This window comes from Sphingobacterium sp. InxBP1 (assembly GCF_026191775.1).
Taxonomy (GTDB): Bacteria; Bacteroidota; Bacteroidia; order Sphingobacteriales; family Sphingobacteriaceae; genus Sphingobacterium; species Sphingobacterium thalpophilum.
Window position 1 is genome coordinate 297,497 of sequence record NZ_JAINDX010000046.1, and the last position, 16,955, is coordinate 314,451.

Consider the following 16,955-nt stretch of genomic DNA (forward strand, 5'->3'; position numbering starts at 1 on the left):
CCCATTACATTGTTTGCGCTGTCAACGAAGATATCCTATAAACAGCCTCTTTTACTGCCTGTCCCGGATTGACGACGTCAAAATCCTGGTCTGTTGGTGTATCCGCGTCAGGGAAACGTCTGATTTCTCCTGTTCTGAACGATACTTTACAAATACTATCTACAGGTTGAAAAAACAATTTGGTCCCTTTGTCCACGCCATTGACAAATAGCTGAAAAGAGCGGGTAGTCACATCTACAAGGCAGGTTATATGATACGTTTGTCCGGCCTCATATTTTTGTATAGTTGCATTCCGATACCCTGCCTTATTCTTAATCAGGCCATCCTTATCAAAGGTAATCCGAGCAGCCGGGAGCCCGTTGCCATTGACGAGTTCTATTTCTAAAGTGCCATGCGTATCCTGTTGGGGCGTCACCGTATAAGTTATTTTGCATTTCTTTGCCGGTGCGATTACCCGGTCTGCTTTCGCATAATCGTAGGGATCCTTGTCCCGCAATACCAAGGCATTACCTTCAACTTTGGCACTTGCCCAAAGCGGGCTATAAATATTCCATGAATTATAAACTTGCTCTGGCTGTTTCGAAAAATCGTCATCAACGGCTTCCGCCACCGTGGAACTGATCGGAACAGGCACTTTGGCTACCCATATATCCTCTTTGTTCATGCTATAGGTTAACCACATATTTTTATCCGGCGTCTGGCCATTTCCTTCTTGTATGCCACGTACATACTGGGGGCCATAGGATTTATAATTTCCGCCGTAACGCATCGTGGAAATCTCACCGTTGACCAACAGTAGATCGGTATAACGTAGCCCGTCGTCACTGGTGGAAACGGCCAGTGGCCATCTGAACTCGGAAGGATTGTAAACCGTTGCAAAGCGACCGTCAGAGGTCCGCTGTCCCCAGATCTTCGCATTGCTGTTGACAAATCCGGGGGCTCTTCCTGGTGAATATGCCCAGGTCCTGCCATTATCGTTGCTGATCGAGGTGAGTGCATGTTTCCACAGCCCGACTACCCTGCCATCATTTAAATGGTAATAAGCAAACGCTTTAACAGGTCGCTTTAAAGGAACCAGCGGATCATTGCGATCGGCCTCTTCCACCCACTGCTGCATCATCAACGGACTATTTAGCAGTTCTTCACAGGCTGACACAAAAGCTTTATCCTTACTTTTTGTGAAAAACGGGTATTTGGCGATCTTTGTGTTGAAAGATGAATTGAACCGGATAAAATAAATTGGTCCAAAAGAACCGTCCTTATTTATTTCCCGGACCACACGTCCTAATCCATTGCCGTCATTAGGATCATCTTTCGCATCCAACGCCACACCATAGTATCCAATTGTCAGGAGCTTACCATTCTGGGCCGTATAGAAACCCATGCGTTGGTGCATAATTGCGTAGAGCTCCTTGCCCGCGCGGTCGGCCCTACCCGGCTTTGTGAACCCCTCCGGTACAAGATAGGGCGGAAACAGTTCGACAGGCCCCGACCAGACATAACCGTCTTTGGACGTCTGTAAAAGGGTCTTCCCTTCTGCAATATGCTCGCCCACAGGATTGCTCAGAAATTGTAGATAATAAGTATTGTTCCAAAAGGCCAAAAAAGGTTGGTGATTGTAGGTAAAATTATGCCCGCCAGCCTGTTCCGGAAATTCCCGATTCGCCCGAAATACCTGTATATTATGTGTACCCACAGCAGGAGTTAGCTGTCCATGATGATAATCCACATTGGATAATGTCTGACCCACGTATTTGACGGTGTCCTGCGCATAGGCGGTTCCGGCAACTCCCGCAAGTAATATACTGTACAGAACGGCGATGTTACTATTTCGTGTCGGCTTCATGTCGGCGTAAATTCTTTAAAACTTTTTTTGATGATCTGAAGATGGTTCCATGCTTATGTCCTTCGGGCACCGATATGCGGTCATTGATTGATTTGAACGTCTTAAAATCTTTGGTAGCCACAGCCTCATAGCGTTTACTCCCGTAGGAGTCAAAATAAATCAGCCACTCATCTTTAACTTTCACTACCGTTGGGCCTTCCGTTAGGTGGGCCGAAAAGGGCTTGGATACTTCTTGAAAGGGCCCCAAAGGATTTGTCGCAAATGCTACCCGAAGATCACGATTGGGCCGGGTGTTATCTTTCAAAACCAATACATAATCCTGCTTAGCCTTCTTGACAATCACAGCGTCAATCATGCTAAACCCAGGATCACTGAATAGCTGTGTTTCTGTAAACGTATTAAAATCTTTTGTGGTCGTATAGTACATACGGTGATTGTTATCCTCAGCTTCCTTGCCTTTCGGAAATCGATGTGGTATCGTCGAAGCCCAAATGATGATAAACCGACTATTCACGTCGTCATAAAATAATTCTGGCGCCCATACATTAACAGTCGTAGGCTCATGCTTCATTACCGGAATAATTTTTTGGTTGTCCCAATGGATCAAGTCTGTCGAGCGTGCATAACCAATACCTTCATTACCTTTCCATCCAATAGTCCATACTAGGTGGTAAATACCATGTTTATCCTGTAGCATGGAAGGGTCACGCATGATCTTTTGCGCTCCCAGTTCAGGCTTTAAGTATATTCCCCGAATTGGCTTCCAATGATAAGCATCTTCGCTATACAAATACCGTAGTCCCTCATTCGCGGGTTCATGAAAAGAAGTAAATAAATAAATATCCCGCTGACACGAAGAAAAAAACATCGTAGTCATCATGAAAATAAACCATATGTTAATTGTTCTCATGATACCGAATCCAATATCAACACCCAGTCGTTGCCTTCTTTTTGTCCACCTTCGGGTGTAAAGTGTTGTATTCCTTTATTCTCCATCTCACCGATGATCTTGGTTTCTCCATTTCTCGGATTAAACCAGGAGGCCTTTACCTTACTGCCTTTGATTTTACCCATATTAACCGTCATGGGTCTGCCGGTATAATTGTAGATAAAGGCATAATGATCTGTTCTCGTCGCCAGTAAACGATCATATTTTTCGCCATTATCGACGATCAGTGTCTGGTCAGGTATCCGGTCAATGTAATCGGTCCGGGATAGCATTAGTTCCTTCAAGTATTTCATCTGGCTGGCACCGGGTGCATGAATGGCCGAAGACCAAACTTCGTCTGAGCCATAAGCCGAGGTGGTATCTTTTTTGGAATGCATCTGCATGACCGAATTCTGGCCATAGGTGTACCCAAATGCGCCCGCAAATACGGACCAATAACCATATCTTCTGACATCGGCGTCTGTCCAACGGGGCTCGGTGATATCATGCAATCCTTGGGGGATACCCTCGTAAGAAGGCTCTCCATCAATAGTAGGCTTGACAGGTTTTAAATCCCAATCCGCTGCCATAAACTTCCAGTTGTCCTCGCCATAGTGTTTCTGCTCATTTTTGGATGTATCTTGCTCGTATCTTCTGTGGCCAGACTGGACCATATTAAAGTCCAGCCAGGACTCGTTGTGGAACCAGTCCGATGATGCTGTCCGACCTCTGGGATGAAAAGTCATTAAATGCTTAGGGTCAATAGACTTGATGGTCTGCCCAATTTTCTTCCACACATCGATTTTATCAGACCCCTTAATATCCCCGCCATTTAACCAAATGATATTGGAACGGTCTTTCCACCGTTCGGCAAGAAATTTTGCATATTGTTCGGCTTGCTCAACAGATACTTTCCCATCTTTAACCGGTGACCCCCATACAGGTACCAAAGCCATATAGATCCCCTTTTCGGCAGCCTTATCAATGATATAATCAATATGATCCCAATAATCATATTCGTCCGCCTGATTGGGATTATTGCCCGTCGTCACCAAGGGTCTGGAGATATCTGCGTTGATCACTGAAGAATCGCCGTAAGCATTCACTGAAGGGACTGTATGTAGGACCATAGCCTGAATGACGTTGAATCCTTTTTGTCTTCTATCTTCCAGATACTGTTCTGCCTCATCGCGGTTCATCTTATTGAAGAGAAGCCAGCCCGTATCGCCCAGCCAGAAAAAAGGCTTTCCATCCTGGGTGACGACGTATCGCTTATTTTCAGAAATTTTCAATAAAGACAGGTCTCCGTGCTCTTTTTCGGTAGCACAGGAAACAAAGACTCCCATCATTGCAAACGAAAAAACTCTGCGAAATACGCCCAGTTTTTTAAAAGTACGTTGGAATATCCAAGACAGCAGGCACGGTTGTTCTGCTTTTAAAAATGGATACTTCTTGTGTATTGACATGATATTAACGTTTATCGATCCAGATCATTTCTGGACTGTTCATATAATTGTTGAGGTGAAGTTCTTTTCCGAGATTCACGCGTTCCGTTTTAACGATTGTACCGTTTTTGGGATGGATGTGCCGCACGATAAAGTGTCCTTTATAGCCCTTGAGATCCAGGTTCAACGCTTCAGAACTGCGGTTATAAATAATCAGTCCCTGATCAGACCTTAAAACCCAATGTCCACCGATGACTGTCGGTTGCATACCAGCGGCAGCAGCATAGAACTCGGGCATTTGGATTCTCGGCACATTGGCCATGGAGCCGCCGGCCATGAAAGACGCCCAGGCCATTTCGGGATAATTATCACCATGATATAACACGGCTTTCTCTGGGTATTTAATCCGATACTCCGAAACCGCTTTATAGACGGCTTCCATAGATGTTTTCTTTGGCTTTAACAAACGTGCATGTTGACGTGGAGCTAGGTTCTGCCCCCCTTTGGGCGCGTAAAGTGTCCCGTCAGCCTGATAATGCCAATACCGAATATCAATAATCTGAATTTCAGCAGCGCGTTCTGGGTCGGCCAGTATGGCATCCTGAACATCCTTCGTGGCGCTCAATGCAATAATCGGGTGCCCGCCCGTCTCGGCTTTCCACTCCTTAATTACATCGATCCAGAACTGCACAAAATGCAGCGGCCCCGTATATTCAGCGCTGATCATCTGAATAACACCCGAATTGTCCTTAAAATTATCGAGACATTGGCGGATATAAGCGCGATGTAAGGCTCTGCGTACGGGATTACCGATATCGTAAAACTGTTCAGCCATAAAAATACGCTTGTCTCCAGCATAGGGAACAGGTTCTGGAAAACCAACATTATTGATGTTATTGGCCGTACGCCAAGGAAAATCAGCATAGTGAGCCCCTGCTTCTATAATATTATGCTGAAAATAATTCTGGTGGATCAGTATCAAGCCTTTTTGGTCTGCTAAATCCGCAAAGCGCTTCAAGCGGCTCCAGTAAAACTGGTTGTATTTAGTCAGGTCATATTTTGATAAGCCATCATAAGCGAGGCCGGTACCACTTCTCGCGAAGGGCAGCTCATAAAATGGCGGCCAGACCTCACCGTTCATCCTTCGGATTCGTTCATGATCGTCGCGACGCCTATCATACCAAAGCCCATAATTATGGTCTATGGCCAATACATGATTTTGTTGCATGGTATCCGTCAGCGCCTCGAGATCATCCGTGAGACCAATACCGACCTCTCCGGGCACGTAGCGCGTGATATGGGGTTTGGCTTTGATAGCTCCGTAAGGTCTTGCAGAACCACTCCACCAAGGTACATCCAGTTTACTACCTGTCAAGATACTGTTTCCACGCACTAGCCAGCCATGCAGCACCTGCATATCCGCCGATCGAGACTTTACGGCCTGTGCGTTGTAACCGATCTGGTCAATCGTTTTGGCCTTTCCTACACTGATATTGAGAGACGACCTATGGTCCGCTTCACGGATAAAATCGACTAGCTGTAACGCTGGCTGCACGGCCTGTTTAGTTAATTCCATCGCCACATGTACCGGTGGACTGCTGGAAGCTTCTGTCAAGACAGGCAATAAGATCGACCTGTCTTTTGCGGCCTTGCCAATTCGCCCCTCCAATTGTGCGTAGTACAAGCTTCGTGGTTTGATGTACTCGTTGGACTGCTCCCAATAACCATCACCTTGAAATTGCGACCAAATACCAAAAGCCCAGTTCTGTGCGGTAGGCGGTTGGTAACATTCCACGAGACCAGCAGTGGATTGCCAAAAAACACTGTTGGCGGCTGACCAGCCTGCCCCTTGCCCATCCTGGCCGCGATTTTTATAGCTTAAGGCCTGCGCATCAATATCGATAATGTCAAATAAAATTCCTGACGCCCAGCTGTCGATTGCCCCACTAAAGCTAAAAGGTTCTACGGCTTGGCACTGCACAAAGGCATTCGGGCCAGCGGCAAGGTACCCAACAGCAAAATCGTGATAGCCCTGCCGTGAATAAAGACGCTGAAATAGCGTCTGCTGTCCCTTTGTGTAAAAGGTATACCGCCTTTGTCCTCCAATCTCCGATACGGGTTCCAAGGAGATGCAATCTTCCACTGTCAATTTTTTGGTGCTTTCCAGCGCATATACAGCCGAGCCTGCAAAGTGTCTAAATTGCATTCTGCGCACCCAGACGTTTTCGGCGTTTTCAACTGTAATAGCCATCCAACGGTGATCTTCATCTTTTGGATTGTCTCGGTTATAGCTCGATTCAAGCATCATGTTTTCAACGCCAGCATGCGTAATACGTCCGGTCCAAGTGAACTTCGCCAGCGTTGACTGACCATATGTCTGATCCAGTGCGGTCGTTATCGGCGCGTCAATTTCTATGCTATTTCCGTGCACCGCAACGACTGTTCTATCCCAGGATATATCGCGCTGACCGGGTTTCCAGCCCAGTGATGTGATGCCGCCACCAAAGTGACCGGTACCTAAAACGTCGATCCAGCTTTGGGTTGCTGGTCTCGTAATCATGACTTTATCCCCCGCGCGATAAGCTGATGCCGTTTCGATCTCAAATTTCCGGGAATTTACGGGAACATAAGACGTACTGATCGTATGCTTCTCCTGCAGCTGAATATTGTTTTTTCCTGCAATACGGATAAGTGTCTCACGAGAAGTCCCAGTACCAAGAATTGTTGTACCGCCAGTTGTAAATCCACTGCCTCTCAAAATCACACCGGAAGTATGAATGGAAAGTGATCCCGATACCTGATACACTCCCTTTTCCAGTAGCACCACACCCCGCAAACCATCTTTTCCTTTAGGTAGATTAGAAACATAATCCAGAGCTGCCTGGATGCGTTGTGTCGCATCTCCAGATGTTAATGGAACGACCACTTCAACTCGCCCATCTGGGATTGCACGATCTCCTCCCTCATAACCAGCGTATGAAAAATCCGGAATCCGATTTCCCAATGAATCGTTATTATACAACAGCTGCGTACCATCCCAAGACAGCGGAGCCATTGCAGGCTGCTTTTGTGCGTAACTACCCAAGCTACACAGCCAGAAGCTCCAAAAGAAAATACCGCTAATCTTCATGTATATAAATTTACTTCAACGCGTTGATGCTATCAATTTTATATTTTCAGCTAAGGATTCTCCTGTACATTCCACCTACCATGAAATCAGGATGCCATAGCTAACGTTTACTTGCCGGGACAACAATATCCAGACTCACCGATCCATTGAGATAATTTTCGATATTGGCATAGCCATTTTTGGCAATCCTTTGCGAATCACTTGGATCGTTGGGATTTAGCCCCATTTTCTTTTCTGCATCATCGGGGATGCCATCATTGTCCGAGTCTGTATAAGGAACTCCCTGATAAGTCGGATAACCACCTACTTGGGCGATATCTGATATAATCCCCTTTTTGTAAGAATCCTGCGGAAGGCGTCTTTTTACATAAGGTGACACAAATCCATGCAGCGGGATATCTTGGTTGTAGAAGACTTTGTTCTCTGCTACCTGTTTGATGATGCGCTGATCAACAGCGTCCTGTTTAGGAAGGCATGCGCCTGCATTCTTAAGGACATAGTCATAGGCTTCTTGTGCGACCAAAGTCGTTACTGCTGCCATTGGAAACGCTTTATCTACACGAATATCCTTCTCACGGCTTCCCACATGTGGAAGGTCCTCAATCTGTATTCCGCCGGCCCAGTTGTCTTGGGTTACTTCAGGGAATCCTTCTACGACATTGCCGTCAGCATATACCTTTCCGTATTGATCTTTAAAGGCCTTATCGCGGCCAGATTCAGGTTTCAAAATGCGATAGGCAATGGGTTTATCCTTGGGTGTTATTGGCCCCGGCTTATAATAGTTGTTGATAAAATTAAACAACGATCTATTGTCACCACCATCTGCGCTCCTATTCCACCAGTTCCAGATGACATTATTAACAAATCCAAAGTCCCCATACATTCCTATGGAAGGATTGCGGCTGATATTTGAGGCCCAGAGATTTCGCATGAAGGTACTGTTCAACCCACCGATGGTGCTGCCAAAAGCGTGATTGTATGCATCCAGACATTCCGAAAAGATCGAATTTTGGATGGTTACATTGACGGTAGGCAACTTTAGATTTTTCCCTTCACGATCATAGACATGTCGATAGATTGACATATTTTCATCCAGTCCCCAACTTGCCGAAACGTGGTCGATGATAATATTCCCAACCACATTGCCGCCTACAGCATCATCCCGACGGGTGACGTCAGTAGCACCGCGACGAAAACGCAGAAATCTCAAAATCACATCATGTGTATCGATCAGGAAAGACTCTCCGGCAATACATACTCCATCACCGGGCGCAGTCTGCCCAGCGATAGTGATATAGGGGGCTTTCACCACGATCGGTTTCTCAAGCCGGATGATACCCGCGACATTAAAAACGACAATACGGGCTCCTCCGGCTTCACAAGCCTCCCTCAATGTCCCTGGTCCGCTATCCGCCAAACTGGTCACGACAAAGACCTTCCCGCCTCTGCCGCCCGCAGTATAGGCGCCGCCGCCCTCAGCACCGGGGAAAGCCTTTATTTTCGCCTGCGGCAGATCGCCCGGCTTGGCGGCCCAGGGAATATAGGGTTTACCTTCGGCTTTCATCACTTGCTGCGCCGTCTTCCACGCCGCCTCCACACGTAGGTTCTCTGTGTTTTCTTGTTCGGCAGCCAGCCTCTTCAATGAATCTGGAATCACTGGATATTGCGCCAGAACAGCGATAGGGCTAATTAAACCGGCAAACAGGACAATAGTTGGATGGAATCGCAATTTCATAGCAATTATTTAGCGGCCAATTTATTGAGATAGACTTCGATATTTGCGTAGCCCGAAGCACTTATCTTTGCAGAATCGCTCGGGTCATTTGGATTAAGTCCCATTTGTTTTTCAACATCATCAGGAATACCATCGTTATCCGAGTCTTTATACGCCTTACCTTTGTATACGGGATACCCGCCTACTTGCGATATATCCGTAATGATTCCAATCTTATACGAGTCCTTTGGCAGTCTTCTATGTTCAAAATCCTTTTCTGGAAGTTTCACATCCTTCAAAGGCGTAGGCTTCCCATTTCTAACTTCCTGGACAACCCGCTGATCAACGGGATCCCTTTTTGGCAATGTTGCTCCAGCATGATCAAGTACATACGCGTAACTTTCCTGCGCGCTCATCACAGGGAAATTCGCATGCGGAAACGGTTCCTTTACGCTCATTGCAGCAAAATAAGGTTTGGCTTCATCAAAGGTCATCAGGTTACCGGCCTTATTTTCCAGCTGTACGCCACCATCCCAATTGTTTGCAGTCACCTTTGCATTGCCCTCAACAATGTTCCCATTCACATGTGCCCGTCCAAAAACAACATAAGGCAACTTGCTCCGACCAGATTCAGGTTTGAGTATACGGTAACTTATGGGTTCGTTTAAAGGAGTCGCTGGTCCGGGCTTAAAGTAATTATTTACGATATTGTAGGTCGCTTGGTAATCTCCGCCGTCAATAGAGCGGTGTACCCAGTTATACACGACATTGTTGAAGAAATTGAACAGTCCATTCCAACCGATGGAAGGATTTCTAGCCGCGTTATTAGACCAGAGATTTCGCATAAAAGTACAGTTTTCGCCGCCCAGTGTACTACCAAATGCATGGTTCCAGGTATCCAGAGCCTCGGAGAAAATCGAATTCTGTATCGTGATATTCACCGTGCCCCGTTTTTCTTCAGCTTTGCCTGTACTATCGTTGTACATATGCCGGTACATCGACATATTTTCATCGAGTCCCCAGCTTGCCGAAACATGGTCAATCATAATATTTCCGACTGGATTGCCGCCAATAGCGTCATCCCTTCTGCCTACATAAGTTTCGCCACGCCGAAAACGCATATGGCGAATCAGCACATCATGCGTATTGATCCAGACAGATTCTCCAGCCACACATACCCCATCACCGGGAGCAGATTGGCCAGCAATGGTAATATAAGGTGCCCGAATGATCAATGGAGTTTTTAAACGGATAATACCGGAGACATTGAAAACGATAATTCGGGGGCCGCCTTTTTCGCAAGCTTCACGCAGCGTCCCCGGACCATTGTCTTCTAGGCTTGTAACCACATAAACTTTACCACCGCGGCCACCAAAAGTAAATTTACCACCGCCTTCTGCTTCCGGGAAAGCAGGTATAGATGCCTGTGGCAAATCTGCGGGTCGCCCAGCCCAAGGGATATAAGGTTTGCCTTGTTTAGCATATTCTTCTATCACGGGCAGTGCTTTTTGCCAGGCTTCATCTGATTGGCGAAGAGCCTTTTTCATCAACTCGTCTGTAGATTTTTTAACTTCTTCCGGAATTTTTGGATACTGACAAAATGCTACTGATGTGAAAATACTCAATAATGCGGTCAGTGTTATTTTATGTAACATGTTTCCCTCTGTTTGTTTGGTTTATAATTATTATTTCAAATATATGTCAATCCCACATTTATTTGAAATAAAGTCTGTCACAATTCATATACAAATACAATTTTTATATACGAATATATTATACCCTATAAATATACTTATTTCAACGGATCAAAAGTGCCTGCTCCATTCATGCTATCCCAGCCAGCAGTCTGCTGTAGATAAGGAGAGGTACTTAATATCGTTTGGTTCAGCCCAAAGAAATAGTACTGTGGATACCACATAAAACTCCATGATCCGTTTGTTGGATCTAGATCGTCCTTCTCCGCGATTGTGAAATAATTGTCGTAAAGATAGTCCAGATACTGTTCCTGATTTTCAATCCCCGGCGGGTAAGAACCGGGCTGGCGCTCTACAACCGGCAATGTACCGCTTTTACTATCCCGTAATAGCGGGTCTAAATCTCCAACATATTCCTTTCCATCATTTTTTACCGTAATGAGCAATCCTGTGCGTCGTGTTCCGTTTAAGGGTTTCACGCCAAGACGTTGGGCTGTAGGTGAATCAGTCTCAAAAAGTTTCCAGCGTCTGAGGTCGTAGAATCGTTTTCCTTCATAGGCAAACTCTAGTTTTCGTTCATTGATGACCGCTCCGAACAGTTTATCCCTGTTGCCGACCGCGGCACTCAGACCATACGCACCATCCCTGTTCTCCAAGCCTGCTCTAGCCCTTATTTTCAGAATTCCGTCTAGCCCTTCCTGCAATCTATCTGTTCCGATCGCTGATTCCGCCAGATTCAATATGACTTCCGCAAACCGCAGTTCGATAAAATCTGTACCACTTTGCTGGAAACCCGCCCCGCCATTGGAAGATCCCGAGGCTTTGGGGTCCGACCCTTTCTTCAAATAAATTCCACTGGCATTAGCTCCCTGTGTTTCGGTGGAGACATAGGATCCTTTGGCATTTTTCCAGTAGTAGGCCCATTGGCGGAACTCACTTCCATTGCCGTAAGGAAATAAGGCGCCGTTATAAACGAATGTTTTTGAAAACCTGGGATCTCTATTTTTATAAAACTTTTGCGCATCATAGGTATAGGCAGAGGTGGGATCATGTATGTCTTTACCATCCAACATGGGAAAGGCATCCAACATCTGCTTGGTTGGCGAAATTGATCCTGAACCGGCGATACCGCGTGGTCGAATGACTTGTTCCCAGCCATTATTTTTAACAGCGCCATTAGTGGATGTTAAGTTATTAAATCCATAGACAATCACGGCTTCAGGATTGGCACCACCTTCCGTTATAAATAGATCAGCCCAAGCTTTGCCATTCGCTGTACCGCCAGTCTGAAACAACCCGAAGCCATGCTGCTCCAGTAAGTTTTTAGCCTCTAAATTTGCTTTATATGCTTCCTCCCAACGGTCACGCGAGTCCGTAGGATTAAATTGTGGACTCGCATACGTCAACAACACACGTCCTTTTAACGCTGCGGCAGCACCGCTGGTAATTCGTCCCCAATTAGCAGCGTCCCATCTTCCCGGCAACAGGCTTTTTGCGATGTCCAGATCTTTACAAATTTGCTCAATACAAGCAGCGGTGCTACTTCTGGGTATAGAGTTGACATCATTATCACCGACTACCGGCGCCTGCGGTTCAAGAACCAACGGAACGCCACCATACAACCGCACCAGTTGGAAATATTGGTAAGCCCGCCAAAAATATAGCTGACCTTTCAACAGGTTCCGGGTCGCTTCATCAATGCCATATTGATCTATTTTGCTCAAAAAGACATTGATTTCTTTCATTCTTGTCCACACATTGTTTCCCACACTCGCGTTCATCCGCTGCCCAAAATACTTGTTCGCATGATTGTTAACATAGGAGATCATATTCCACTTCTTGTTATAATCAGTCTCACCGGCCAATTCATCGGTCGTCTGCGTAAAAGTGTTACTATACGCACCATTTTCGGTAGCATCCTGTGTGGCCACAAATGTCTGTGCATTGTTTGGAGGTAGAAATAGTCCATACACAAAGTCCACATAAGCACGGGCCAATACAGGATCTTTGAAGACATCATCTTCTTTTACAGCAGCTAAATCCGTTTTTTCCTCTAGAAAATTATCTTTACAAGCTTGATTGGTCAAAAGTAGACTCAATAATGCGAGTTTGAATACTGTTATTTTTTTCATCTTTAATCATTTTAATCCACCGAATGGATGGGACCTATAAGGTTACGTTAACACCAAAGGAATACGTTCTCAAATTTGGGTAGGTATCCCAGGCGGCACCATTCCCGTCTTTATACTTAAATGGGTTATAAATCGTCAGCGGATTCATGGCACTGAGATACACCCGGACATTGGATAATTTTAGGGATCTCGTCATTTTATCAGGTAATCTATAACCAACATTAAAACTGCTCATACGCATCTGAAAGGCTGGAACGGACCAGAAGCTGGAGATCCGGTTGTAAATATCCGTCCAATGCGGGTTCGGCATTGTTCCTGTTGGATTTAATTCGGGATCATAGATATTTCCCCAAATTACTGGTAAATTGGTGTATACACGGGAAATATCGTTGTTCAACTTGTTTCTTTCTGTAATTTCTGCATATCCTCCAAACGATCCCGTCAGGACAGCTTCGGCACTAAACCCTTTATATCCAGCTTTGAAAGTCATGCCGACAGCATAATGATTGGTACTATTTTTCGCGAGTTGAATTTGGTCATTTTCATTGATGATTCCATCTGGCCCAGCAAACGTACCGTCCGCTTGTAGAGGCCCACGAATATCGCGATAATAGAGCATCCCCGGTCTTAGTTTATCCACAGTTTCTTCAAAAACTTGTGTGATATTATATTGGCTTACATAATCATCGATTTCTTGCTGGGTTTTGAACATGCCTAAATAATCATATCCCCAGACACCATTATCAGATGGGCCGTTAGGATGTGCTTTCCAGGGGTATAATACGTCAACATCATTAAAATCGCCCAGTATAACCTTATCATTGGACCAGGAAAGTCTTGTACTGATCCCATAACTGAAATCGTTAACTTTATCCTGCCAACCTAATTCAAGTTCGTATCCAAATGTATTTTTGCGGCCGTAATTTTCGGCCGCTACAGATCCGCCCACTGAAACAGGAATATTTCCTGTCCGTATGACCAAAAGATCATAGCCTTTGTTGTAATAAGCATCAACGGTAGCTGACAACCGGCTATTTAGAAAGCGTGCATCAATTCCTATATTATTCTTATACTCGTTAGCCCAGGTGGCGTTGCGATTAGGAGATTTTTCCATCTTCAACCCCGTGCTAGCTTCGATTGAATTATTATTCTCACCAAACACTCCCCCTTTTCCCTGTTGATAGGAATAGCGCTGCAGCCAGCCCCAGGCTGCCGTTTGATCGTTACCGAGCTTACCATGCGATAAACGAAGCTTCAGATAATCTACTACTTTTGACTGGAAAAATTGCTCCTCACTAATCACCCAGCCAGCAGAAATATTGTAAAAATTACCCCAGTAGTTTTCGGGAGCAAATTTGGTGGAGGCATCCGAACGGAATAGGATCTCTCCAAGGTATTTGTTACCATACCTATAATTTAACCGCCCCACATAGCCCAACGTTCCAGATTCATAAGCATATGTACGACCACTTACTGGTCCAAAAGCGGTATTAAATTGCCCATTTGTCGTTGCCAACGGATCGTCCTTCCATACATCTTCTTGTGAACTATTGGCTTCTGCCTTTTCAACAGAGAACAGACCAGCAAAGTTATGTTTCTTCCATTGCTTGTCATAGCTTACTGTAAAATTCGCTTGATAGCTATTGCCCGCCACATTCGAAAAATAAACGCGGTTACCATTACTGAAAGTCACTGCCTGCGGATCAGTGCCCAGATCATAGATATGACCATTATCTCCCCCTCTGGTAAATGTATAAGTCTGGTATTTGGTACCTATCTGTGTGCCCCTGTCATTCTTTAAATTTCGATTATAGGATCCACGTAAAACAAGCCCTTCAAGCCACGGAGCCCGATATTCTCCGTTTATATTGATGCTGAATTGTCTCGTATCCGATGTCGCTAGATTACCAAGCTTTTGCAATTCGAAATAATGGTAGGCTGATAGATCACCAGATGTTCCTGGCAAACGTACCGGAAGTCCGTTAATGTATGCAGGAACATATGGCGAAGCGAGCAACAGATTACGATAATCGTTATCATCGTTCTCTCCACCAATTTTATTAAACGTTTTCTGTAGGTTACCAGTATTTCCGGACACCTGCATACCGACTTTAAAGTTACTTGCGACCTGAATATCACTTCCTGCCCTAAAATTCCATCGGTCATAATCCAAGGTACCCAAATTACCATCTTGTTTGCTATACGCAACATTAGCGAAATAGGTGGCTTTATCAGCCCCACCCGAAATATTCAAAGAATGCCGGGTCAAATAACTGGATTTCCAGGCATCATCTAACCAGTTATACGAATGGTTCTTAAAATAATCCAGCTCATCCTGCGAAAAAAACCATTTCTCAAAGCCCGGTTTTGTAGGATCACTATTATTTCCGTTCGGACCGTTCATGATATTGAAGTACATGCCATACTGATAGGCATCCATCATCTGGGTTCGATAAGCTTCATCATTAATGGCATAGGAGCCGTTGTAACTAATTTTCGGCGTGCCGACCTTGCCTCTTTTCGTTGTCACCAGCACCACGCCGTTTGCTCCTCTCACCCCATATACTGCAGCAGCTCCATCTTTCAAAAAAGATATACTCTCAATTTCGGAGGGATCCAAATTTCCAAACAGGGTAGCATCGGGCTGGTTTTGTCCATCCACCTGAACCATGCCATCGATAACATATAGCGGCTCCGTTGTACCGCCGTCTTTGCTTGGTCCCATGGGCTTTCGGATCGTTAATGTAGCTTTCGTCCCAGGTCGGGTATTACCTCCACTGACAGCAAGCCCGGCAACTCGTCCTGCTAGTGCCGCACCGATATTAGTCGTCGGCAGATCTTCTACTTCTTCCGCTTTAATGGATACGACAGATCCTGTCAGATGAGCCTTTTTTTGTGTGGTGTATCCCACAGCCACAACCTCCTCCAGCTCACGGCTTTCCGCTTCCATCTGTATATTCAATACGCTCTGGTTACCCACTGGTACCTCCAGCCGCTTATAGCCAACATGATTGAGCACCAAAATCTCATTGCCCGCTGGCAAGTTTAGCCTAAAGGTACCGTCCTTATCTGTTGAAGTGGCTGTCTTCGACCCTTTAATGGCTACTGTTACCCCTTCTAGAGGTTTTCCATTTCGGTCGACGACCTTTCCTGTTATATTTTTAAAAAAGAATAGCTTGTGTTCACTGAGGTTTGTGGCATAGGAGTAGGATGGAAGCATCCCACCGGTCATTATTCCAATAGCCAGCAACTTTGCCAACCTTATGGACGATTTCTTCGGGAATATAAAGTGATTCATAATTCGGGTATATTTTTACTATTTGGGTTGTTTTTTTAGTCGTTCGGCCCATTTGTCGCCTTCCTCTTTGAGGTTATAGCCATGAGACGCTAAATAATTATTGATCTTGCCTTTATATTTTCCGAACCAAGCATGTTTTTTCTCAGAAGATTCAGCCTGCATAGCGTAATCGCGCGCTTCAAATAACAGACTGTCGATCATATGAATTTCCTCTTTTGTGAGTCTCGGGATCATCTCCTGATAGGCCTTCACCGTGTTAGGATACACATGATAGGTCATGCCATTTTTAACTTCCTCAACTTCTTGTTCCGTTAAAACCGCCTTTAGGCGCTGGACAAAAGACTGGTTAAGACGACCTGTTTCCTGCAAGGTCTCCTGATTAATTTGTTCTTTCAATTCGCTGTTCTCCTTGATCTTGAGATCCCGCAGTACGTAACAGGCATTCAGAAGATAGTATTGATCGCGGATGATGCGCGCAGTCTTTTCGCGCTTGGTCTGATCCTTTAGTGCTAATTTGGATACAATTTTTTCTGATCTGGCTGTAATGGTTTTCCAGTAGGTATCATCCGTTTGACCAAATGTCATAGATACACTTAAAAATAAAAACGTGAGTAATGCAAAACGTTTCATAGGCATGAAATGGTTTATCCCTTTTTTGGTTATTTATTAAAAACTTAAAAAAATAAAGTCCCTTTTCTTTATTTTCCTGTAAAATGAACTCGATTAAATGTCAATTCGACATAAAAATTTTTGAGTGTTCAAATATAA

General features: G+C 45.0%; 9 protein-coding genes. All 9 read right to left on the reverse strand.

Features of this window, described 5'->3' with window-relative positions; all coding sequences use genetic code 11:
- Nucleotides 1-4: 4 nt before the first annotated feature.
- Complete coding sequence (locus K7A41_RS13660; protein ID WP_265714132.1) at nucleotides 5-1,846, reverse strand: six-hairpin glycosidase; 1,842 nt, start codon at nucleotides 1,844-1,846, stop codon at nucleotides 5-7.
- A complete protein-coding gene (locus tag K7A41_RS13665) occupies nucleotides 1,827-2,756 on the reverse strand; it encodes a glycoside hydrolase family 43 protein (RefSeq protein ID WP_028071955.1) in 930 nt (309 codons plus the stop codon). Before K7A41_RS13665 ends, K7A41_RS13660 begins: the two co-directional genes overlap by 20 nt.
- On the reverse strand, nucleotides 2,753-4,240 hold the full coding sequence (locus K7A41_RS13670) for a glycoside hydrolase family 140 protein (protein WP_265714133.1): 1,488 nt from the start codon (nucleotides 4,238-4,240) through the stop codon (nucleotides 2,753-2,755). The genes K7A41_RS13665 and K7A41_RS13670 overlap by 4 nt, the downstream gene beginning before the upstream one ends.
- A 4-nt stretch (nucleotides 4,241-4,244) precedes the next feature.
- On the reverse strand, nucleotides 4,245-7,349 hold the full coding sequence (locus K7A41_RS13675) for a DUF6298 domain-containing protein (protein WP_265714134.1): 3,105 nt from the start codon (nucleotides 7,347-7,349) through the stop codon (nucleotides 4,245-4,247).
- Nucleotides 7,350-7,449: 100 nt separating this feature from the next.
- Complete coding sequence (locus K7A41_RS13680) at nucleotides 7,450-9,084, reverse strand: polysaccharide lyase (protein ID WP_265714135.1); 1,635 nt, start codon at nucleotides 9,082-9,084, stop codon at nucleotides 7,450-7,452.
- A 5-nt stretch (nucleotides 9,085-9,089) separates the two neighbouring features.
- Nucleotides 9,090-10,718, reverse strand: a complete 1,629-nt coding sequence (locus tag K7A41_RS13685) for a polysaccharide lyase (RefSeq protein ID WP_265714136.1) — start codon at nucleotides 10,716-10,718, stop codon at nucleotides 9,090-9,092.
- A 137-nt stretch (nucleotides 10,719-10,855) separates the two neighbouring features.
- Nucleotides 10,856-12,889, reverse strand: coding sequence for a RagB/SusD family nutrient uptake outer membrane protein (locus tag K7A41_RS13690; RefSeq protein WP_265714137.1), 2,034 nt, complete (start codon nucleotides 12,887-12,889; stop codon nucleotides 10,856-10,858).
- Nucleotides 12,890-12,923: 34 nt separating this feature from the next.
- Nucleotides 12,924-16,187 carry a SusC/RagA family TonB-linked outer membrane protein gene (locus K7A41_RS13695; RefSeq protein ID WP_265714138.1) on the reverse strand — a complete coding sequence of 1,088 codons (3,264 nt, stop codon included), beginning with the start codon at nucleotides 16,185-16,187 and terminating at the stop codon, nucleotides 12,924-12,926.
- Nucleotides 16,188-16,205: 18 nt separating this feature from the next.
- Entirely contained in the window at nucleotides 16,206-16,817 is a 612-nt protein-coding gene (locus K7A41_RS13700; RefSeq protein WP_265714139.1) for a DUF3826 domain-containing protein, read from the reverse strand.
- Nucleotides 16,818-16,955: the final 138 nt, after the last annotated feature.

Coding starts and splice junctions, on each gene's coding strand:
- K7A41_RS13660 (WP_265714132.1), bottom strand. CDS start 1,846: ATGAAGCCGACACGAAATAGTAACATCGCCGTTCTGTACAGTATATTA.
- K7A41_RS13665 (WP_028071955.1), bottom strand. CDS start 2,756: ATGAGAACAATTAACATATGGTTTATTTTCATGATGACTACGATGTTT.
- K7A41_RS13670 (WP_265714133.1), bottom strand. CDS start 4,240: ATGTCAATACACAAGAAGTATCCATTTTTAAAAGCAGAACAACCGTGC.
- K7A41_RS13675 (WP_265714134.1), bottom strand. CDS start 7,349: ATGAAGATTAGCGGTATTTTCTTTTGGAGCTTCTGGCTGTGTAGCTTG.
- K7A41_RS13680 (WP_265714135.1), bottom strand. CDS start 9,084: ATGAAATTGCGATTCCATCCAACTATTGTCCTGTTTGCCGGTTTAATT.
- K7A41_RS13685 (WP_265714136.1), bottom strand. CDS start 10,718: ATGTTACATAAAATAACACTGACCGCATTATTGAGTATTTTCACATCA.
- K7A41_RS13690 (WP_265714137.1), bottom strand. CDS start 12,889: ATGAAAAAAATAACAGTATTCAAACTCGCATTATTGAGTCTACTTTTG.
- K7A41_RS13695 (WP_265714138.1), bottom strand. CDS start 16,187: ATGAATCACTTTATATTCCCGAAGAAATCGTCCATAAGGTTGGCAAAG.
- K7A41_RS13700 (WP_265714139.1), bottom strand. CDS start 16,817: ATGAAACGTTTTGCATTACTCACGTTTTTATTTTTAAGTGTATCTATG.